General features: G+C 72.2%; 19 protein-coding genes. 7 read left to right on the top strand and 12 right to left on the bottom strand.

Annotated features, from left to right (window positions below; genetic code table 11):
- Positions 1-64: 64 nt before the first annotated feature.
- The 7 genes from D1J60_RS34130 to D1J60_RS34100 form a co-directional block, all read right to left on the bottom strand.
- Positions 65-436 (bottom strand): hypothetical protein, encoded by a 372-nt coding sequence (locus D1J60_RS34130; protein ID WP_125824407.1) that lies wholly within the window; start codon positions 434-436, stop codon positions 65-67.
- Between the two features lie 189 nt (positions 437-625).
- The gene (locus D1J60_RS34125) at positions 626-1024 is read right to left on the bottom strand and encodes a nuclear transport factor 2 family protein (RefSeq protein WP_125824406.1); all 399 of its coding nucleotides are present in this window, start codon (positions 1022-1024) and stop codon (positions 626-628) included.
- 84 nt (positions 1025-1108) lie between these two features.
- Positions 1109-2512 carry an MATE family efflux transporter gene (locus D1J60_RS34120; RefSeq protein WP_125824405.1) on the bottom strand — a complete coding sequence of 468 codons (1404 nt, stop codon included), beginning with the start codon at positions 2510-2512 and terminating at the stop codon, positions 1109-1111.
- Positions 2513-2515: 3 nt separating this feature from the next.
- Complete coding sequence (locus tag D1J60_RS34115; protein WP_125824404.1) at positions 2516-3544, bottom strand: cysteine synthase family protein; 1029 nt, start codon at positions 3542-3544, stop codon at positions 2516-2518.
- A 43-nt stretch (positions 3545-3587) separates the two neighbouring features.
- A complete protein-coding gene (locus D1J60_RS34110; protein WP_125824720.1) occupies positions 3588-4958 on the bottom strand; it encodes a Y4yA family PLP-dependent enzyme in 1371 nt (456 codons plus the stop codon).
- On the bottom strand, positions 4955-5980 hold the full coding sequence (locus tag D1J60_RS34105; protein ID WP_125824403.1) for an ornithine cyclodeaminase family protein: 1026 nt from the start codon (positions 5978-5980) through the stop codon (positions 4955-4957). Before D1J60_RS34105 ends, D1J60_RS34110 begins: the two co-directional genes overlap by 4 nt.
- A gap of 33 nt (positions 5981-6013) precedes the next feature.
- Complete coding sequence (locus D1J60_RS34100; protein ID WP_125824402.1) at positions 6014-7009, bottom strand: TauD/TfdA family dioxygenase; 996 nt, start codon at positions 7007-7009, stop codon at positions 6014-6016.
- Positions 7010-7323: 314 nt separating this feature from the next.
- Here D1J60_RS34100 and D1J60_RS34095 point away from each other — a divergent pair, with 314 nt between their 5' ends.
- The 5 genes from D1J60_RS34095 to D1J60_RS34075 all read left to right on the top strand — a co-directional run bounded on the left by D1J60_RS34095 (position 7324) and on the right by D1J60_RS34075 (position 12992).
- Positions 7324-8880, top strand: coding sequence for an ABC transporter substrate-binding protein (locus tag D1J60_RS34095; protein WP_125824401.1), 1557 nt, complete (start codon positions 7324-7326; stop codon positions 8878-8880).
- Between the two features lie 89 nt (positions 8881-8969).
- Entirely contained in the window at positions 8970-9890 is a 921-nt protein-coding gene (locus D1J60_RS34090; protein WP_125824719.1) for an ABC transporter permease, read from the top strand.
- Complete coding sequence (locus D1J60_RS34085; RefSeq protein ID WP_125824400.1) at positions 9887-10738, top strand: ABC transporter permease subunit; 852 nt, start codon at positions 9887-9889, stop codon at positions 10736-10738. Before D1J60_RS34090 ends, D1J60_RS34085 begins: the two co-directional genes overlap by 4 nt.
- Positions 10735-12264 (top strand): ATP-binding cassette domain-containing protein, encoded by a 1530-nt coding sequence (locus D1J60_RS34080; protein ID WP_125824399.1) that lies wholly within the window; start codon positions 10735-10737, stop codon positions 12262-12264. Before D1J60_RS34085 ends, D1J60_RS34080 begins: the two co-directional genes overlap by 4 nt.
- 74 nt (positions 12265-12338) lie before the next feature.
- Entirely contained in the window at positions 12339-12992 is a 654-nt protein-coding gene (locus D1J60_RS34075; protein WP_125824398.1) for a class I SAM-dependent methyltransferase, read from the top strand.
- Positions 12993-13095: 103 nt separating this feature from the next.
- Here the strand turns inward: D1J60_RS34075 and D1J60_RS34070 are convergent, their stop codons facing one another.
- The gene (locus D1J60_RS34070; RefSeq protein ID WP_125824397.1) at positions 13096-13584 is read right to left on the bottom strand and encodes an isochorismatase family protein; all 489 of its coding nucleotides are present in this window, start codon (positions 13582-13584) and stop codon (positions 13096-13098) included.
- A gap of 147 nt (positions 13585-13731) precedes the next feature.
- Here D1J60_RS34070 and D1J60_RS34065 point away from each other — a divergent pair, with 147 nt between their 5' ends.
- Complete coding sequence (locus D1J60_RS34065) at positions 13732-14427, top strand: alpha/beta hydrolase (protein WP_125824396.1); 696 nt, start codon at positions 13732-13734, stop codon at positions 14425-14427.
- Positions 14428-14480: 53 nt separating this feature from the next.
- Here D1J60_RS34065 and D1J60_RS34060 read toward each other — a convergent pair whose 3' ends face one another.
- Positions 14481-15434 (bottom strand): SDR family NAD(P)-dependent oxidoreductase, encoded by a 954-nt coding sequence (locus D1J60_RS34060; RefSeq protein WP_125824395.1) that lies wholly within the window; start codon positions 15432-15434, stop codon positions 14481-14483.
- Between the two features lie 223 nt (positions 15435-15657).
- Between D1J60_RS34060 and D1J60_RS34055 the strand changes: the two genes are divergently transcribed.
- On the top strand, positions 15658-16353 hold the full coding sequence (locus tag D1J60_RS34055) for an alpha/beta hydrolase (RefSeq protein WP_125824394.1): 696 nt from the start codon (positions 15658-15660) through the stop codon (positions 16351-16353).
- 8 nt (positions 16354-16361) lie between these two features.
- Here the strand turns inward: D1J60_RS34055 and D1J60_RS34050 are convergent, their stop codons facing one another.
- From D1J60_RS34050 to D1J60_RS34040, 3 genes are all read right to left on the bottom strand, one after another.
- Positions 16362-16922: a GNAT family protein gene (locus D1J60_RS34050; RefSeq protein ID WP_125824393.1), complete on the bottom strand. Its 561-nt coding sequence runs from the start codon at positions 16920-16922 to the stop codon at positions 16362-16364.
- Between the two features lie 458 nt (positions 16923-17380).
- Positions 17381-19690: an ABC transporter permease gene (locus tag D1J60_RS34045; protein ID WP_125824392.1), complete on the bottom strand. Its 2310-nt coding sequence runs from the start codon at positions 19688-19690 to the stop codon at positions 17381-17383.
- Entirely contained in the window at positions 19687-20397 is a 711-nt protein-coding gene (locus tag D1J60_RS34040; protein WP_125824391.1) for an ABC transporter ATP-binding protein, read from the bottom strand. The genes D1J60_RS34045 and D1J60_RS34040 overlap by 4 nt, the downstream gene beginning before the upstream one ends.
- Between the last annotated feature and the right edge of the window lie 47 nt (positions 20398-20444).

The raw sequence follows: 20444 nt of genomic DNA, 5'->3' as shown, positions 1-20444 counted from the left end.
CGCCTCCGCCTGCCGCACCCGGCCAGGTGCGGACCGTTGCCGCATCAGCAGGGCAGTGCACCGGTCATGACCGGTGCACTGCCCTGTTCACGATTCGCGACGGACCGGCCTCGTCCGCCCCGAAGCCCGCCGACTGGTCGAGGTGGAATGGTGAGCCGGGGCTCTCGGGCGTCCAGCCGTCGCGGAGAGCGGTGCGGATGCTGTCAGCCACCCGGCCAGGCAGGATCGGGCGGCCTTGTGTTCCGAGCCAGTTGCTCGGGTGCGGGCGGTTGGTAGTGACCACCAGTGTGGTGCCGGGAGTGCCGGCGTGTGCGACCGCGTAGGTGAGGGGCGACCAGACCAGGCCCCGGTCGTAGGTCGGCCGTCCGCGAAGGCGCCACCGGTAGGTGGTGCCGTCGACGGTGATGAGCCGCGATCCCTTTTTGACCAGTGCCATGTCCACCTCCTGTCCCATGTGAACAGTAGTGATGCCGACGGATAACGTCTTGCTGATTCCCGTCGGACGGTGTCAGCTTCTGCGCAGGGGGATCACGTCCCGACTTGGTCCGCCGCCCCGCGCCCGGCCGCCGCTCCCCACCCGCATCCGGCCCCACCAGGTGGTCCGGCACGGCGCGTGCGCCCCCCGTCAGGTGGTCACGGTGTCGGCATGGCGGTGGGCGACTCGCCATGCGCCGTCTTCCCTGCGGTACACCTGGGTGGCGCGCAGGGTGTAGGTACGGGCCTGCCCGTCCACGGAGGCGGACGTGTGCTCCAGGCCGACGGTGTAGGCCATGTCGCCACCGACGTCACAGGCCAGCACCTCGAACGCGTACGACGTGCAGTCGGAGAACGTCTCCGCGAGGCCGGTGAAGAGGTCGTCCAGCTCGTCGCGTCCCACGGCGCTGCGCCACGCTCCCAGGACGGTCACCGGCTCGGTGCGCGACCAGAGTGCACGCCGGGGAGCCGCGTCGCCGTTGTGCAGCGCGACCTCCGCCTCATACAACGAGGTCCTGACCCACGCCAGGAAGTCTTCGCGCTCGGACATGCCTTCATCATGACCGATCGCCGTGCCTGCGGCCTGCGGCCTGCGGCCTGCGGCTCGCGGCCCGCGCTGCGTGAGGACGGGTCGCTACGCGGCGGACGCCGGCATGCCGGCCGCGCCCGCGCGCAGCGAGAGGGAGGCGGAGTAGCGCCGCAGGAGGAGGACGGCGGTGGTGGCCAGGCCGGTCAGGAGGCCGAGCCAGATGCCGAGGACGTCGAGGCCGAGCGCGTAGGCGAGGAGCCAGGAGGCGGGCAGTCCCACGGCCCAGTAGCCGACGAGGGTGATGCGGAAGCCGCTCTTGGTGTCGTCGAGGCCCCGCAGGAGCCCGACGCCGATGTTCTGGGCGCAGTCGAAGAACTGGAGGAAGGCGGTGACGACGAGGAGCTGGGTGGCGATCGTCAGGGCGTGCCCGGAGCCCGATCCGGAATCGAGGAAGGGAGCCAGGATCAGCTGCGGGAGGGCCAGGTAGAGGGCGCCTATGACGGTCATGACGGCGGCTGCGCAGGTGAGCGCGGTGTTCTTGATGCGGCGGGCGTCGTCGACGCGGCCGAGGGCCAGTTCGCGGCTGACGTTGATCGAGGCGGCGTGGGAGAGGCCGACGGCGACCTGGAAGACGACGTAGACGAGCTGGTTGACGGCTGTGTGGGCGGCGAGGGCGTCCGGGCCGAAGGAGCCGGCCATCAGCGCGGTGACGGAGAAGAATCCGGCTTCCGAGCCGTAGGTGGCGGCGATGGGGACGCCCAGCGCGACGAGGCGTTTGAGGGTGGCGGGGTCGGCCTTGGCGATGTTCAGGGTGAGCAGCGGTGCCAGCTCGCTGTCCTTCCTGGCCGAGAGGTAGAGGGCGAGGAAGGACAGCAGGTAGACGGTGGAGGTGGCGATGCCGATGCCGGTCAGGCCGAGGCGGGGCACGCCCCAGGTGCCGTGGACGAGGATCCAGTTCAGGCCCGCGTTGACGGCCACGGAGGCGATGGTGATCCGGAGCAGGGCCTGGGGGCGGCGCATGCCGACGGTGAACTGCCGGATGGCCTGGAACCACAGGCAGGGCAGCAGGCCGGGGGCCAGGGCCAGGAGCATCGTCTGCGTGCGCTCGACGACCGCCGCGTCCTGGCCGAGCCAGATCAGGGCCTGGCCCGTGAGGATCATGAGGACGGCTCCCGCGATGCCGGCGAGCGTGGCGACGGCCAGGCTCGCGCGGACTGTCCCGCGGACTTCCTCGTACGCCTGCCCTCCCCTGCCTGCGGCGTCCTTCTCGGCCCTCGCGGCCGCGGCGGCTATCTGGTTGCCGACGGAGGTGACCAGGCCGACGCCCATGGTGCGGAGCTGATTGAAGATGACGATGGCGAGGCCGCCCGCGGCGAGTTCCCCGGTCCCGAGGAAACCCATCATCACGGTGTCGGTGGTCGTCAGCGCGACCTGCGCGAGATGGGTGAGGACGAGCGGCACGGCGAGGGTGGCCAGGGCGCGGCTGTCGCGGAGGAGGGTGGTCAGCATGGGTTACCGGTTCCTGCGGAGTTTGGTGAGGAGTTCGTCGATCTCGCGCTCCACCTCGACGTCGAGGAGGTCGCGTTCCTGCATCCACTCGTCGTTGAAGACGGTGTCCATGTACTTCTCCCCGCCGTCGTTGACGAGGGCGACCACAGTCGTGCCGGGAGGCAGCGAGGACAGGCGCGTCAGGGCCTCGTACACGACCCCGCCGGCCGATCCGCCGATGAGCAGTCCCGTACGGGCGACGGCCCGGCAGGTCGCGAACGCCTCGACGTCGCCCACCTTGACGCCCTCGTCGAGCAGGTCGAAGTCGACGAGCGCGCCGAGCTCCGCGCCTTCGGGGGTGCCGGTGCCGGACTGGTGGTAGTCGTGGGCCGGGCCGCCGAACGCGATGGACCCCTTGGGCTCCACACCGATGACGGTGAAGCCGGATATCAGCTCGTTCAGCTCCCGGCTGGTGCCGAAGAGGGCGCCGCCGGTGCCCACGGCGCCGATCAGGACGTCGATCTTCCCGTCGAGGGCCTCGTGCAGTTCGTGGGCCACGGGGAAGTAGCCGACGCCGTTGGCGGGGTTGTTGTGCTGCTCGGTGAAGACGGTGTTGTCCTGGCCGCGGGCCATCTCCTCGGCGAGTTCCTCGCGGGCGGCGGTGGCCAGCTCTCCGCCGCCGTCGTCGACGACGTAGACGAGTTCGGTGCCCAGGGCCTTCATGCCGCGGAGCTTGTCCGCGCACGCGTGGTGGTCGACCACGGCGGTGAACGTGTAGCCGCGCTCGGCGGCGATGACCGAGAGGCCGAGGCCCGTGTTGCCGGAGGTGGACTCGACGATCCGGCCGCCGGGACGCAGCTCGCCGGCCGCCTCGGCGGCGTCGACCATGGCGCGGGCCATGCGGATCTTGGCGGTGCCGGTCGGGTTGAACATCTCCAGCTTCAGCAGCAGGCGGCTGCCGGTCTCGGTGGCGGCGAGTTCCAGCAACGGGGTGCAGCCGATGAGGTCGGACACGCGGGAGACCACGGCGGGGCGCTGAAGTGCTCCGGGCATCGAAAGCTCCTGTGAGGGGTCGGTCGGGCTGGGTGGGCCTGGCTCAGGTGAAGTGACGGTCCAGGCGCCAGCGCGGGCGGCGGCGGTCGGTGTGGTCGATGACGACCTTGGGCGGCAGGGCCAGGTCGTGGAACGGGGACTCGTTGGAGTCCATCTGGTACCCGGCGGTGTTGGGGTAGACGAGGAGGTCGCCGGTGCGGGGGCGCCGGGTGAAGCCGACCTTGCGCCAGGTGAGCATGTCGGATTCCAGGCAGGTGGCCGCCCCGACGCTCGCCGGGAACAGGCCGGCGGGGGAGTCGGGCTCCTGTGGCAGCAGGTGGGGGTCGGGCAGGTATTCGCTGTTGAACCACTGCTCGGACAGGCTCAGGCTGGTGCCGTCCACGGTCAGCAGCTGGTAGCCGTCGCGGTCCTTCACGCCCTGGACGCGCAAGACGGTGGCCCCGGCCCGGTCGAGGAGGGCTCGGCCCGGTTCGAGGAGCAGGATCACGCCGGCGTCCTTCAGGAGGTCGGCGAGCGGGCGGCCGTGGCCTTCGGGGCGGGTCGTGAGCAGTGCCGCCAGCGCCCGCGGGCCCGCGTTCGGCGAGTGGTACGGGTAGAAGTCACCGGTCCGGAACGTCTTGCCCGCGTGGTAGTGGCGGCTGTGGTGCCGGGTGAGGAAGGTGTGCCAGCTGTCCGCATCCGTGTAGCTGATGGGCAGACCGCCGCCGATGCTGATCCGGCTGGCCTCGAGGCCTTGCGTACGGGCCTTGAGGCACAGGTCGGTCAGGTGGGCGGCGAGGTCGGCGCGCGGCTGGAGGGCGTAACCGGACAGGTGGAAGCTGAAGCCCTCCATCCGGATCGCGTCGCCGGCCTGGACACAGCGGTCCGTCGCGGTGGCCAGTTCGGCTTCGGTCATCCCGAAGCGGCTGTGGGGCTGCTGCGGGGGAAGGCAGCGCAGCAGTACCCGAGCCGGGCGCACCCGCCCGGTCAGCGCGATGCCGAGGAGGGCGTCGAGCTCGTCCAGGGCGTCGACCGCGATGAGGGCGCCCTGCTGGACCGCCAGCCGGAGCAGGGCCGTGTCCTTGGCCGGTCCGGTGACGACGAGGTGCTCCCCGCGGACGCCGTGGCCCAGGGCCTCGCGCAGCTCGCCCGCGGAGGCGACGTCCACCCCGGCGCCGCCCGCCGCGGCCCGCTCGACGAACACGGCGGCCTTGTTGGCCTTCTTCGCGAAGTACACGAAGCCGTCCACGCCCGCCGAGGTCAGCGCGTCCTGCATGGCGCGCAGGTTGGCGTCGAAGGCGTCGGGCAGCAGGAAGTGGAACGGGCCGCCGAAGGCGTGGGCGAGTTCGGGCAGCAGTGGGCCCGCCAGTACCGCGTCCGTCGCCGGGTCGGGGAGGGAGGGCAGGGCCGGCCAGGGGCCGGTGCCGGCGGTCACTGCCACAGCGGCACCTCGGTGCCCAGGCCCTGGGCGATGGCCAGCTCGGCGAAGCGGTGGCCCAGGGCGATGTCGGTGACGACCAGGCCGCTGTTGTACGCGAAGATCCGCTCGGTGTCGCTCCGGCGGCCTGCAAAGACACCGGCCAGGACGGCCGGGAACTCGGCTTCGACGGCGGGGAGTTTGCCGTCGGCGTCGGCCATGTCGGTGCCGGTGACGTTCATCTGCGCTTCGCTGGTGGCGATGACCCGGTCGGCCTGGTGCAGGGTCGAGGGAGCCAGGCCGTGGCCGACGAGGATGGAGAGCGCGCCGGGCCGCAGCCAGTCCGTCTCGACGGCGGCCGGGGTGTGGGCCCCCGCGGTCGCGACGATGACGTCGGCCTCCGCCGCCGCCGACCGTACGTCGGCGACGACCTCCACCTCCCGGTCGGGGAAGTGGGCGTGCAGCTGCTCGCGGACGGCCTCGATGCCCTCGGCGTGGGTGCCGAACACCATCAGCCGGTCCAGGTCGGGGAGCGTCGTCAGCAGGAACGGCAGGGCGAGGCGGCCTTGTGTCCCGGTCCCGATGACCAGCGCGGACCGGGCACCGGGGGCGGCGCACTCCCGGGCGATCAGGGCGGAGACGGCCGGAGTGCGCAGCGAGCCGATGCGGGAGCAGTCCATCATCGCCACCGGCAGCCCGGTGACGTCGTCGTAGAGGGTCAGCGCGGTGTAGTAGTGCTGCTCCGCGCGGCCCTTGTCCAGGCCGTGCTTGTAGGAGGTCTTGACGGCCACGACGTTGCGCGAGCCGTCGCGGCCCAGCATGGCGTAGGAGACGGAGTGTCCGTCCCGCGGCTTGACGGTCAGTTTCCGGGGGTTGTCCGACTGGCCGGCGTGGAGGGTGCGGTAGGCGCCCTCCACGGTCGCGACCACGTCGGACAGGGATATGTCGATCCCGGCCAGGTCGGTGGTCGAGAGGATGCGCAGGTGCGTGTCGTCGCCGGATGCCGGGGTGCCGACGGGGGCGGCCGGGGTGTCCGTCATGGTGGATCGTTCCTCCGGTACGGGGGCGGGTGTTCAGCTCGCGTGTGCTTCGAGGGCGGCCTGGCCGTAACCGTGCTCGCCGGCTTCGGCCGGGGGGCGGGTCCGGCGTCCGGCGACCCGGACCGAGGCGCGCTTGAGCCAGCGGTCGGTGCCGTCGTAGCGGGCCTGGAAGGGCACGCGGCCGTGGACGACCAGGTCGTTGTCCACGACGAGGACCTCACCGGGGCGCAGGCTGACGGCGACGGAGACCCGGGCCAGTTCGTCCGAAAGGCGGCCGTACGCGGCGCGGTACTCCGCGTCGGCGCGGTCCAGCGGGGTGTAGGCGGGGTCGTAGCGCAGGGTGATGCCGTCCTCGGTGGCGAAGAGCGCCGGTACGGCGGGCGGGGCCTGGTCGGTGTACCCCTGGGCGGCTTTGTAGGCGTCGTCGGGGAGGATCGGCAGGACGGCCGTGGTCAGCAGGTCGACGTCGGCGTCGGTGAGGCGGGTCTTGCGGATGCTGGCGGCGGTGGTGGCGATGCCGTCGTGGTTGCGCATGCAGCCGAGGATCAGCAGGTGGGCGCGGCCGGGGTGGAAGGCGTCCTCGGTGTGCGGGCTGAGGAGGACCTTGCTGGAGGCACCCGTCTGTTCGGTCTCGTGCCCTGGGGACGGGACGATGTTGTGCACGAAGCGGCCGTTCTGCTGGCCCTCCCAGGCGATGGGGTTGCCCATGACGGTGGACAGCAGGAGCAGTACCAGGTCGTGGATCGCGCCGCTGTCACCGGCGGTGGCCCAGCTGCCGGGGGTGGGTCCGATGCCTTCGTCGTCGACGTCGAGGCCGCGCAGGACGAACAGGCCGTCAGCGGTGTCGACGGGGCGGAAGTGGTGGCGCAGGTCATCGCCGAAGTCGCGGGCGAGCCGTTGGACTCGGCCGAGGAGCTCGGGGCTCGTGGCGGACGTGCCGAACTCGGCGAGCAGTTTCGCCGCGGCCTCGCGGAGTTCGGCCACGGTGTGGGGGTCGAGCTGGCGGACTGGCGTGGCTGCCGTGCTCATGGCGAAGGAATCCGTTTCGTTCGGAGGACGGGGGGACCCGGTGCTCTGACGCGGCTCATCTCGCGAAGACGGGCGAGAACTCGTAACTGGCTTGGCTCACCGGCTAGTTGGCGGCCAGCCGTGAACCTGCGGAACCGGCGAACGACTCGAACCGTAGCAGTAGATTTAGGTAAGGCAAACCTTACCGGCGCGTCTGATTGCTCTGAGATTCAGACATGCGTCCCATCGCGACCGACGGCTTGCGGACATGGTTGTCATTAGGGTAGGCAAACCTAAGTAACAACCCCTTGTGGCTCGGCGGATCGAGGAAGTACGTGAACATGAACAGGCGTCAAGTGCTGTGGGCCGGCGGAGCGATCGGCACAGGGGCTCTCCTCGCCGCCTGCTCCTCGGGGGACGGCGACGGCAAGGCCGGGCCCGCCGCCGACGGCGGCGACAAGCCCAAGAGCGGGGGCACGCTGCGCATCGGCGCGCTCGGCCGCGCCGGCGCCATCACCCGCGACCCCCACGGCTCCCAGGCCAACGAGAGCGACTACCTCGTCATAGCCCTGGTCCACGACACCCTCACGATCCCGGGCGACAAGCCCAACACCGCTCCCCGCCTGGCGGCGTCGTGGGAACCCTCGGCCGACCTGAAGACCTGGAAGTTCAAGATCGCCAAGGGCGCCGCCTTCCACGACGGCAGCCCGGTCACCGCCGACGACGTCGTCTGGTCCCTCAAGCGCCTGCGCAACACCCCCTCCGGAGCCTCGCGCCTGCCCGGCATCAAGCCGGAGAACATCACGGCCGAGGGAACCGACACCGTCGTCCTCGTCTGCGACCACGCCAACGCCGAACTGCCGCTCCTGACCCGTCTGACGACCTTCGTCCTGAAGAAGGACACCCCCGACAACGCGCTGGACAAGGCCCCCGGCACCGGCCCGTTCAAGCTCGACTGGTACCGCGGCGGCAACGCCCGCCTGGTGAAGAACGACACGTGGTACGGCGGCACCGTGCACCTCGACGCCATCGAGGTCACCATGTTCGAGACCCCACAGGCCATGGCCAACGCCCTCCTCGCCGGGCAGATCGACGTCGCCTCCAACGCCGGCGCGGTCGCCGCCCGCACCGCCGGAGCCCGCAAGGACATCCAGATCCTGCGCCGCCCCAACGACATGGCCATGCCCATCGTCATGCGCACCGCCGCGGGCAGCCCCTTCGCCGACCCGCGCGTCCGCGAGGCCATGCGCCTGGCCGTCGACCGCGAGGCCATGGTCAAGCAGGTCCTCTCCGGCTACGGCGGCGTGGCCAACGACGTCCTGGGCACCGGCGACCCGCACTTTGCCAAGGACATCCCGCAGCGCAGGCGGGACCTGGAGAAGGCCAGGAAGCTGCTCGCCGAAGCCGGCTTCGACCTGTCCAGGACCTACGACCTCGTCACCACCGAGGACATCCCCGGACTCGCCGAGTCCGCCACCCTGTTCGCCAACCAGGCCCGCGAGGCCGGCATCAAGGTCCAGGTCGTCAAGCAGGAGTCAGGCGCCTTCTGGGACAAGACCTGGAAGACCGGCGACTTCTACACCACGTACTGGGGCACGAACGACTCGGTGGTCTTCTTCGCCTCCAAGACCATGGTCAGCGAGGCCGCCACGAACGAAGCCGGCTGGGCGGACCAGGAGTTCGACGCCGCCTACCTCAAGGTCATCGGCACGGCCGACGAGGCGGCGCGCGCAGCGGCCCTGAAGGAGCTCCAGCAGATCGAGTACGACAGGTCCGGCTACCTGCTGTGGGGCATGGCCGACGGCATCGACCTGGCCGCGGCCAAGGTCCAGGGCCTGCCCAAGCTCGCCGGCTACGGGCGGGTCCAGCTCGAGAACGCGTGGCTGCGTTGAGCCACCCGGCCGAGAACGACGTGGTGACCGCCCCTTCCCGCTCGGGGGCGGTCACCGCGCCGCGCCGTACCGCCGCACTGGCCGCCCACGTGGCCGCCGCGGCGGCCCGGCGGGCACTGCTGCTGGTCGTCCTGCTGGCCGTGGTGTTCACCGCGGTGGAAGCACTGCCCGGGGACGCGGCCGCCGCGGCCGCCGAGCGCGGCGAGAGCGCCGCCGACCTGGCGGCCCGCCGGCACCTCCTCGGCCTGGACCGGCCGCTGTGGGAACGGTTCCGGGACTGGATGACCGCGCTGCCCTCGGGAGACCTGGGCACTTCGGCCCACGGCCGGCCGGTCACCGAGCTGCTGACCGATCCGCTCCCCAACACGCTGCTCCTGGGGGCGAGCGCGTTCGTCCTGACCGTGGTCCTGTCCCTCTGCCTCGGCTGCTGGGCGGCCGCCCGCCCGGGCCGGCTCACCGACCGGATCATCGGCCATACGGCCACCGCCTCTTTCGCCGTGCCCGAGTTCGTCATCTCGGTTCTGCTCCTGCTGCTCCTGTCGCTCTGGACGGGATGGCTCCCCGCGGTCACCGTGACCGGTGCCGACGGCGCTCCGGCGACCTGGACCATGCTGATCACGCCGGTCATCGCCCTGGTGATCCCCCAGACCGGCTGGAACACCCGCATCGTGCGCGGCGCCCTCGCCGACCAGGCCGCCACCCCCCACGTCGAAGCGGCCCACCTCGACGGGCTGTCGACCCGCCAGGTGCTCCTGCGCCACGCCCTGCCCGGCGCGACCCCCGCCATCGCCACCGGCATCGCCACCTCCACCGGCATGCTCCTCGGCGGAGCCGTCGTGGTGGAGACCCTCTTCAACTACCCGGGCGTCGGCACCGTCCTGGCAGGCGCCGTCGCCGCACGCGACACCCCCCTCATCGCCGGTGTCGTCATGTGCGCCGGAGCCGTCATCAGCCTCGTCCTGCTGGCCGCGGACCTGATCCGCGCCCGCGTCCTGGGAGCCCGCGCATGAGCGCCGCCACCACCCTCACCCAAAGGCCACGGCCGATACCCGGCCGACTCCGGACCCTGCGCCGCACCGCACCCGGCACACTCCTCGTCCTCCTCGCCCTGTGCGGCCCCGCCCTCGCCCCGCACACCATCGACACCCCCGTCACCGCCCCCTACGCGCCTCCCGGGCAGGGGGCACTCCTCGGCGGGGACCAGCTGGGACGGGACGTCCTGAGCCGCCTCCTGGACGGCGGCACCGCCCTCATCGGCAGCGCCCTGCTGGTGGCGACCGTCGTCACCCTGACCGCCACGCTGACCGGCTGCGTCGCCGTACTGCGCCCCGCGATCGGCCGCGCCGTCGAACGCACCGCGGACGTCGCCATCCTGCTCCCCTCCGTCCTCGGCATCATGCTCATCGCGCTCGCCTGGCCCGGCGGCGGACGCGGGGCCGTCGTCGTCGCCGCGATGGTCCTCGGCACCCCGTACGCCGTGCGCATCGTCGCCGGCGCGGCAGCCCCCCTGGCGAACTCCGGCTACGTCGAAGCGGCCGTCACCCGTGGCGAGAACCTCGCCTACATCGCCCTGCGCGAGCTGCTGCCCAACCTCCGCGCCACCGTTCTGGCCCTCTTCGGGCTGCGCTTCGTCGAAGGCATCTACGTGATCTCCATGGCCGGCTTCCTCCAGATCGGTCCCCAACCGCCGGCCGCCGACTGGGCGCTGATGGTACGGGAGAACGCCCCCGGCATCCTGCTCAACCCCTGGGCCGTCCTCGCCCCCAGCCTGGCCATCGCCGTCCTCGCCATCAGCGTCAACCTGGCCGCGGTCTCCCTGGCCCCCCACTCCGTACCCAAGGCGGTGACCACCGCATGAGCGACACCGCACGCCGCGCGGAAGCCAGTACCGTCCCAGCCCACACGCCCCCCGGGACCGAGACGGCACCCCGGGCCGCCGTCGCCACGGTCACCGGTCTCGAGATACGCGTCCCGGACGGCCCCGTCCTGCTCCAGCCGACCTCCGTCACCATCCACCCCGGCCGCATCACCGCTCTCACGGGCACCTCCGGCTCCGGCAAGACCACCCTGCTGCGCGCCCTCATCGGCCACCTCCCGCCCGGCGCCGCCGTCACCGCGGGCACACTGGACGTCCTCGGACACCACCCGCCCACACTCGGCTCCGAACAGCTGCGGCAACTGCGCCGCTCCCGCGTCGCCTACGTCGGACAGGACCCCGGCTCGGCCCTCAACCCGCGGATGAAGGTCCGCCGCCTCGTCGCCGAAATGGCCCCCGACCGCAGCGAGGCCACGATCCTCGGGCTCCTGCGCGAATGCCGGCTCCCCGTCGACAGCGGACTGCCGGACCGCCGGCCCGCGGCCATCTCCGGAGGCCAGCAGCGCCGCGTCGCCCTGGCACGAGCCCTCGCCCGCACCCCCGACATCCTGCTCCTGGACGAGCCCACCGCCGGACTCGACACCGCCGTACGCGACGAGATCGCCGAACTGCTGCGCGCTCTCGCCGCCGACCGCGGGCTCGCCATCGTCATGGCCACCCACGACCCGGAACTCGTCGCCTCCTGCGCCGACCACGTCGTCCGCCTGACCGCCCCGCTACAGCGGACCGTCCCCCCACCCCGCAGCCCGGAGCCCGCGCTCCGCCCACGTCCGCGCACCGGCGAGGAGACGAGCCGGGGGCTCACCGCCGCCGCCGTGAGCGTCACCTTCCGCGAACCCGGGTCGCGTCACCGGGCCCTGGACACCGTCGACTTCGCGGCATCACCCGGAGGCACGACGGGCATCGTCGGCCCCTCCGGGTCCGGCAAGACAACCCTCCTGCGGGTCCTGGCCGGGCTGCACCCGGTGGACACCGGCCACCTCACGCTCGACGGACACCCCCTGCCGGACACGGCACGCAAGCGCACGCGCGAGCACCAGCGGCGCATCCAGCTCGTCCCGCAGAACCCCCTGGCCGCCCTGAACCCGGCCCGCACGGTCGGCGCCGCCCTGGCCCGGCCGCTGCGCCTGCACGGCGGCCTCCCCAGGAACGCCGTACCGGGGCGCGTCAGCGAACTCCTCCAGCAGGTGGAACTCCCCGCCGACTTCGCCGACCGCTACCCCGCCGAGCTGTCGGGCGGCCAGCGGCAGCGCGTCTCCATCGCCCGAGCCCTAGCCGCCGGCCCCGAGATCCTGCTGTGCGACGAGATCACCTCCGCACTCGACCCCGACACGGCCACCGCCGTCATGGAACTCCTGGCGCGCCTGCGGACCGAGCGGACCATGAGCCTCGTCATGGTCTCCCACGAACCGCACCTGGTCGCCGCCTACACGGACACCGTGCACGTCCTCGAGAACGGCCGGCTGGCCCGGCACGGCCCCACGGCATCGACGCTGCCCAGCCCCTGAACCGCACGGGGGCCTGCGACCGCCCCCTACGGCTCGGACGGGGCGTCGTCAGTGCCCCCTGAGAGGATCACCGGATGACGAACCCCGCCGCCATCACGGCCTACTGGGACGCCGCCGCCGACACCTTCGACGAAGAACCCGACCACGGACTGACCGCGACACCCACCCGCGCCGCCTGGGCCGCCCGCCTGTCCTCCTGGCTGCCGGCCACCCCGGCGAGCGTGCTGGACGTCGGCTGCGGCACCGGCTCCCTGTCCAAGCTCGTCACCGAAGCCGGCCACCAGGTCACCGGCGTCGACCTCGCGCCGAAGATGGTCGAACAGGCCCGGGCGAAGCTGCGGGCGGCCGGATTGAAGGGCCGCTTCCTCGTCGGCGACGCCGCCCATCCGCCCACGGGCGACGAACGGTACGACGTCCTGCTCTCCCGGCACCTGGTGTGGACCCTGCCCGACCCACAGGAAGCCCTGCGCCAGTGGACCGCTCGGCTCCGCCCCGGCGGGATGCTGATCCTGGTCGAAGGCCGCTGGCGCGAAGCCGGACAGAGCGGCGTCCCCTACGTCGCAGGCGCCGAAACCCTGCCCTGGCACGGCGGCATCACCGCCGAAGACCTCACCGCCGCCGTACGCCCACTCGTCGCCGACCTGCGAGTCGAGGACCTCAGCCACGACGCCGACCTGTGGGGCGGCCCGGTCACCGACGAACGCTACGCGCTCATCGCCCGCGTCTGACCCCTCTCGCCGCACCCCGGTGCCCGGCACCACCGGCACCGGACCGCAGCGGCTCCACCCCCTGCGCACCCACCTCGCGGGGTTCGGCGTCGAGCTGCCGGATTCAGCTGTAGGACGCCGTGTCACGCACTTCACCGAACCGGGGAAAGATCCTTTCCACGGTGAAGTCGTGCTCGTCGGCAGCGAAGCCGGACATCGCGTCGGCGACGAACTCCAACTCGTAGCCGTGGTCGCTCGCGGCCCGTGCAGTGGACTCGACCCCCATCGTGGTGACCAGCCCGGCGAGCACCAGCGTGTCCACACCCAGACCGCGCAACCGGTCGTGCAGATCGGTGCCGTGGAATGCACCGACGGTGCGCTTGACGACCACGACATCGCCGGGCTGGACCAGACCGTCGGCGAAGCCGCTGCCCGGCGGCTGCTGGGTCGTGTTCGGCCTCTCCACCCGAACCACCACCACCGCGCGACCGCTCGCCCTGAACACCTCGGCCAGCCGACGGCAGCGCGTCAGCACCTCTTCGCCGGAGTGCGGGGCAAGGGGAAGGGCGATGATGCGTGGCATCAGGTCGATGAGGATCAGCGCAGAGGTCACGGAGAGGATGGTAGGCGAGGACCCGAGACGGCCCTGGGTGAACACCTGCACGGGTGGCGGTACCGTTCCCCACACGCCCTGCGGGCAGTACGCAGTGTCGCCTTCCGTGGGGGCACTGGCGGCAGGAGGAGGGAAGGTGTCAGTTTCATGATCGGCCCTGACGCTCCACGAGTACGGCGGATCAATCTCCCCGATGCGATCCTGCGCGGGGAGGAGGCCGGTGCCGGACCTACCTTCCTGCTCCTGCACGCCGGTGGCGAACGCCGTCAGGTGTGGGGACCGGTCAGCGAGGTCCTCGTCGACGCCGGGTACCGGTGCGTGGCCTTCGACCAGCGGGGCCACGGCGACAGCGGGGGCAGTGCTCGGACACTGTCGGCGTACGCGGACGACGTCGCCGCGATGGTGCACGCCGAGCCGCCGGCAAGCGTGGTCGTCGGTGCCTCACTCGGCGGGCTCGCCGCGACCGCCGCCCTCACGGATCCGGCCGTGCGGGCCAGGGTGGCGGGGCTGGTGTTGGTCGACGTCGTACCCTGCCTCGACCCCGCCCGGGTCCGCGGCTTCCTGGCTTCCGTCGGCCCGCTCGGCGCCCACACCGAGCTCGTCGAGGACATCCTCGCCCAGGTCTCACGGCTACGGCAGGTCACCACGGAACTCGACCTGCCCCTCCTGCTCGTCCACGGCGACAACGGCTCGTCGGTCGCCGACGAGGACATCGACGAGTTGCTACACCTGGCTCCGCACACCACGGTCCGGCCCGTCCAGGGCGCCGGGCACCTCATCGCCCGCGATCAGCCCGTGGCCCTGGCCCAGGCCGTCATCGCGGCCACCACCGCCTGGCGGTGAGCGCGCCGGCCGGTGTTTCCGCACCTGCCTGCCGGGCCGCCGTCCGCGTCGGGCTACGCGCCGTCGGCGCCGGTCAGCCGGCAGCTCGCCTCCCACAGCCGGGCCGCGACACCCGGGTCGGCGAGGTGGCTCCACACCGTCTCGCGCCGGGGCCGGCCCCGCAGGCCGAAGACGCGCGGCCCCCACACCTGGCCTCCGCGCACCGCCGGATCGAGCACCGCCCGGACCGCGCTCCAGGCGCCGGCGTGCTTGCCCTGGAGGACGAGGGCGGCGGGCGCGGCACCCAGCCGCGCACCAGCGCCCCGGACGTGGACCGGCGGCCGCGGCGGGGTCAGCGAGTCCAGCGCGCCCCCGGGATGGACCACCACGCTCGCCACCGTGCTGCCGACGGCGCGCAGGCGGCGGTCGAGCTCCAGCCCGAAGTACATCTGAGCCAGCTTCGAGCGCCCGTAGGCGTGCTTGGGGTCGTAGCCGGTCCGGGACTCCAGGTCGTCCAGGTCGAGCCGCTCGGTCTTCGCCGCGAAACTTCCCACCGTCACGACGCGGGCCGCCGGCGCCGCCTCGAGCAACGGCATCAGCCACCGGGTCAGGGTGAAGTGCCCGAGGTGGTTCGTGCCGAACATGAGCTCGTGACCGTCCGCGGTCTCCTGTCGTGACGGGCCGTCGAGCGCGACGCCGGCGTTGTGGACCACCGCGTCGAGGCGCTCCGCCCCCAGCGCTGCCACCGCCGGTCCCAGGGAGGAGAGGTCGGCGAGGTCCAGCCGTACGGACCGTACCCGCGCCCCCGGGACGCGAGCACGGATCGAGGCCATGGCCGCCCCGGCCCTGACGGGGCTCCGACTGCCGAGGACGACGGTGGCTCCGGTGGCCGACAGCTGCTCGGCCGCGAAGTACCCGATCCCGGCGTTGGCACCGGTGATCAGGAACACGCGGCCATCGGCACGGGGCAGCCGGCGGACGTCCCAGGGCGGGACGGCGGACGTGGGCGGAGGCGACACGGACGACATGACGAGGGGCTCCCTTGCTCTCGAAGACGACCCCACCCTCCCGGCACCCACCGACCGGCCCCTGACAACCCCCACCGCACCGCCGACAACCCACCGACAGGCCGCTCACCCACGTCCCAGGGCACCGCTCCCACCCACACCCCTCCGGCCTCGGTACGAGTACGGTGCGAGTGCCGAGTTCGCATACGGCCGGAGCCCGTCCCGGACGGTTGGGAGCCTTCCTGTGAGCACGTTCCTCTTGATCCACGGCGGCGGCGACGTCGGCTGGTACTGGCACCTCCTCGGGGAGGAGCTCCGGGCCCGCGGGCACGAGGCGGTGGCGCCGGACCTCCCTGACGGCGACGACTCCCTGACCCTCGACGACTACGCGGACCACGCCGTCGAGGCCGTCGCCGCAGACCGCGACCTCGTGGTCGTCGGGCATTCGTTCGGCGCCTACACCGCGTCCCTGGTCGCCGCACGCCGCCCCGTCGCGTCGCTGGTCCTGGTCGCGGGCATGGTCCCCGCGCCGGGCGAGTCACCGGAGGCCTGGTGGGGCGCCACCGGCCACGCGCAGGCCGTCCGGCGGCAGGCCGCCCGGGACGGGGGCCTGACCGGCAACGACGACCCGTACACCGCCTTCTACCACGACGTCCCGCCTGAGCTGGCCACGGACGCGATGAGCAGGGAACGCGCCCACCCGTCACCGACGGCATGGGCCCAGCCATGGCCCCTCGACGCCTGGCCGGCCGTGCCGACCAGGTTCGTGCTGTGCACCGAGGACCGCGTCTTCCCGCCGGACTTCCTGCGCCGGCTCGTGCGGGACCGCCTCGCGCTGGTCCCGGAGGAGATCGCGGCCGGCCACTGCGTCGCCCTCAGCCGTCCGGCCGCACTCGCCGACCTCCTGACGGACGCCGCATGCCGGCCAGCCGCTCCATAGAGCTCAACTCAGCCGAGTTCGCCCCTGGCGTGCAGTTGCGCGAACTCGTCCGCGAGCATGCCCATCACCACGAGGTCGTGGTGCCGACCGGCGAAGAACACGTGATCGCGGAGGCGACCCTCCTCGATGAAACCGAGCCGCCGATGAAGCGCCAGCGACGCCTCGTTGTGGGCGAAGATCCGCGCCCCGCACTTGTGATAGCGCCGCTCGTCGAACATGAAACGCAGCAACATCACTACGGCTTCTGCTGCGTAGCCCTTGCGCCGATGGTCAGCACCCATCGTGACGCCGTACTCGAACACGCCAGCACGTGGATCAGCGTGGTGCGAGCCGACAGCACCGACCATCTCCCCCGTGTCGACCGCTTCGACGGCCAACCCGAAGCAGTCCCCATCCGACTTGGCAGCGGCCTGCTCCCTCGCCCAGGCCCGGAAACCCTCCGCGGAACGAGGCGGATGCAGCACATCCCCCAACCGCTCCTCGTCGACGGCGAACCGCATGAACGCCGTCCAGTCGTCGGGCTCGATACCGCGCAGGCGTACCCGCTTGCCAGTCCAGAACGATGTCATCCCCTATTTGATCACGCCGCAGTGAGCGATGCACAGGCCGAGCCAGACCAACGTGGCACGTCAGCGGAGCCACGAAACCTGGTACGAACAGACAGGACGAAGGCGACCGGGGCGCGGCCCTTCGGCGTATTACGTTCGCGCACCGGAGCGGCTCCTGCGGTCGGGGAAGCAGCGAGATGCGCACCCAGGCGCTGCGCCGGCCCGACCTCAGGAACCGGGCCTCTGGCCGTACGGGGATCGCCGTGCATCAGGGGGCTTTGTCGGGCGGGACCCGGTCCACGCGGAGCAGACCGCCGACGAGGTTCGGGACGTCGCCCGGGTACGTGCGGCACCCGCAGCACCCTGGGCAGGGGCGCGCGGGCCGCATTGCTTGACTCGCCTCACCGGCGGACCGCACCCGTGACCGGGCCGCTTCCGGTGCGCCGACCCCGGTCAACAGGCTGGTGCCGACGGGTGACCTACTCGGTGTGCAGCACCGAGGCGATGGTCATCCGGGCCGCCGACCGGGCCGGGACCAGGGCACCCAGAACGGCGATCGCCACACCTGCCAGGAGCATCGCGGCCAGCTGCGGCGCGTGCCACACGTCCTTCATGTACGCGGGGAAGTCGACCACCCCGACGTGGTCCACGACGAGGCGGTGCGCCGCCATCCCGAGCGGGATGCCGAGCAGCCCGCCGACCGCGCCCAGCCCGGCGACGGAGGTCACCGTCATCACCACCACCTGCCGGGGGGTCATCCCGATCGACTTGAGCATGCCCAGGTCCCGGCGCCGCTCGCGAGTGTTCAGCAGGACGGTGTTGAAGACACCGAGCGACGAGACGAGGGTCAGCAGCACCGTGAACACCGTCGAGAAGGTGACGACGGTGGCGGTACCGGCGTTCGCCGAGTCCGCCACCGACGCGTGCAGGCCCGGGTCGAGCGCCTCGACCGCCTCGGCGTACGCGCGCGCGTCAGCGCCGGGAGCGAGCCGTACCGTGTACTCGGTGGCGTGGACGTCCGGTGCGAGTTGGGCGAGGGTCTGCCAGGTGGCCTCCAGGGCCCGGGCGTCGCCCTCGACGAGCTGACCCACGACGGTCGCCGAGACCTGCCTGCCGTTCAGCTCCAGGGTGGCCCGGTCACCGACCTTCAGCCCGCGCTGGGTCAGGAACGCCGGCCCGGCCACGATCTCGCCCGCCGCGGCCGGCGCGCGGCCCTTGACTATCACGCGGGCGTGCGAGGAGGCGTCCCCGCGGTAGAAGTCGGCGAAGACGGGCTGGGTCTGGCCGGTCATGCTCGCCTGGGCCAGCGCGCGGGCCCGCACCCCCTTGGCACCCGGCAGGGACCGCAGCCGTTCCTCGATCTGCGGGTCACTGAGCCGCGGCGGGGTCCGGTCGTTGCCCGCTCCTCCGGTCGTCACGTGGATCCTGGCGCCTCCGTCTTCCCGCCCGACGCTGCCGTACGCCACCATGGTGCTGGTCAGTCCGGTCGACAGGGTCACCGTGGTGACCCCGAGGACGATGGCCGCCATGGTCAGCAGCGTGCGGGCGGGCCGGGCGAACGGCTGGCCGAGGCCCAGACTGACCGGGCGCGGCAGCCGGGTGGCGCCGAGCACCCGCTGAACGCGCAGCCCGCGCCCGGTGCGCGGTGCGCGGCCCGCGCTGATCGCCTGCGCGGCGGATAGCCGGTGGGCTCGCAGGGCGGGGACCAGCGCGGCCAGCAAGACGAGGGCGGCCATGCCCACCAGGCAGACCACGGACACCCACGGGCCGACCTCGCCGACCGACGCCCGGCCCACGTCGATGCCGGTGAACGCCACCTTGAGGATCGGCCCGGCCAGTACGTTGCCCAGCAGCGTGCCCAGCACGCAGCCCACCACGGCCGGTACGGAGACCATCGTCAGGTAGACGGCGACGACCTGGTTCGGGGTGAAGCCCAGGGCCTTGAGCACCCCGATGTGCCGGTACCCGGAGACGACCGCCCCGCTGACCACGTTGCCGACGATGAGGGTGGAAACCAGCAGGCCGAGGACGCCGAAGAGCGTCATGAACGGGAGATAGGAGTCGGCCAGCGCCGAAAAGGCCTGCCTGAGGGTGAGATGGGTCTGCGTGCCGGTCAGCGATCCCTGGGGCAGTCTCGCGGTGGCCCCGGCCAGCCCAGCGCTCAGTCGGGCCTCCGTCGAGGAGTCCGTGAAGCGGTAGAGCATCTGGGCGGAGGACGGGTGCAGCGCGGCCATCTGCTCGGGCGCGACCCAGGCGCTCGCCGACTTGCTCATGCTGGTGGCGAATCCGACGACGGTCAACGTCGGTCCCCCGGGGTTCTCCAGCTTGGTGCCCAGCAGCTCCGGCCCGGGGGAGCCCTGGACCGGCCAGTTGACGACGATCTCGCCGGGCGCGGTCGCCCAGTGGCCTTCCAGCAGCTCGATCCGGTCCACGGGGCCCGCCGGATCGGCCCGGCCGACCACGGTGAGTGTGCCGCCCGCCGTCCAGAGCCAGCCCTTGGGGATGCCGACGACGGCCTGCCCGAAGGGCCCGGCCGCGGCCTCCACCCCCGGCTGCCGGGCGGTCCGCGCCAGCTGCTCCGGCGAAACCTTCGTGGTGTCGAAAGTCGCCACCGCATGCGCCCCGCGCTGCTCGGCGTAGGCCTTGTCGAAAGGGCCCGAGGCGGCAGCCAGCAGTCCCAGCGCGAGCAGGACGGTCGTTGTGGAACACAGGACGACGAGCCCGATGACGAAGGTCTGGAGCCGACGGCGTCTCACGGCCGCGCGCGAGGCCCTCCACACGGCGCTCATACGGTCGTCTCCAGCGCGCTCTCGCGGGCGACCCGGCCGTCGGCGACCTCGATCAGCCGGCTGGCGCAGCGGGTGGCCAGCTGCGGGTCGTGGGTGACGATCAACAGGGTCTGGCCGATCTGGTTGAGGTCGATCAGCAGGTCCATCACCTGTTCCCCGGAGCGGCTGTCGAGGGCGCCGGTCGGCTCGTCGGCCAGCAGCAGGGCCGGACGGTTCATCAGGGCCCGTGCCACGGCGACCCGTTGCCGCTCGCCGCCGCTGAGCGTCGCCGGATAGTTGTTCCGCCGTGTCGCGACACCGAGTTCGTCAAGGAGCTCCAGGGCGCGGCGGCGCGCCTGCCGAGCCGGGGTGCCGGTCAGCTGCGCGGCCAGCGCCACGTTGTCCAGGACGGGCAGATCGTCGATGAGGTTGAAGAACTGGAAGATCATGCCGACGTTCCGCCGCCGGAACAGCGCCAAGCCGGTCTCGTTCAGTTTCCCGAGGTCATGACCCTGCACCTCGACCGTGCCCGAGGTCGGCCGGTCCAGGCCGGCCACCATGTTGAGCAGGGTGGACTTGCCACAGCCGGAGGGGCCCATGACGGCGACCGCGTCCCCCGCCCTGATCTCCAGCGACAGGCCGTCCAGGGCCTTCGCGTCGCCGTACTCCTTGTGCACCGCGTCCATCCGCACCACTGCCTGCCGGGCACTGCCTTGATCAGTTGTCATGGCCCGAAACTTAGAACGGGGCCCACCGACGGGGCGTCACCTCCCGG

This window comes from Streptomyces sp. W1SF4 (assembly GCF_003950035.1).
GTDB classification, from domain to species: domain Bacteria; phylum Actinomycetota; class Actinomycetes; order Streptomycetales; family Streptomycetaceae; genus Streptomyces; species Streptomyces racemochromogenes.
This window is presented reverse-complemented; position numbering and strand designations above follow the sequence as displayed.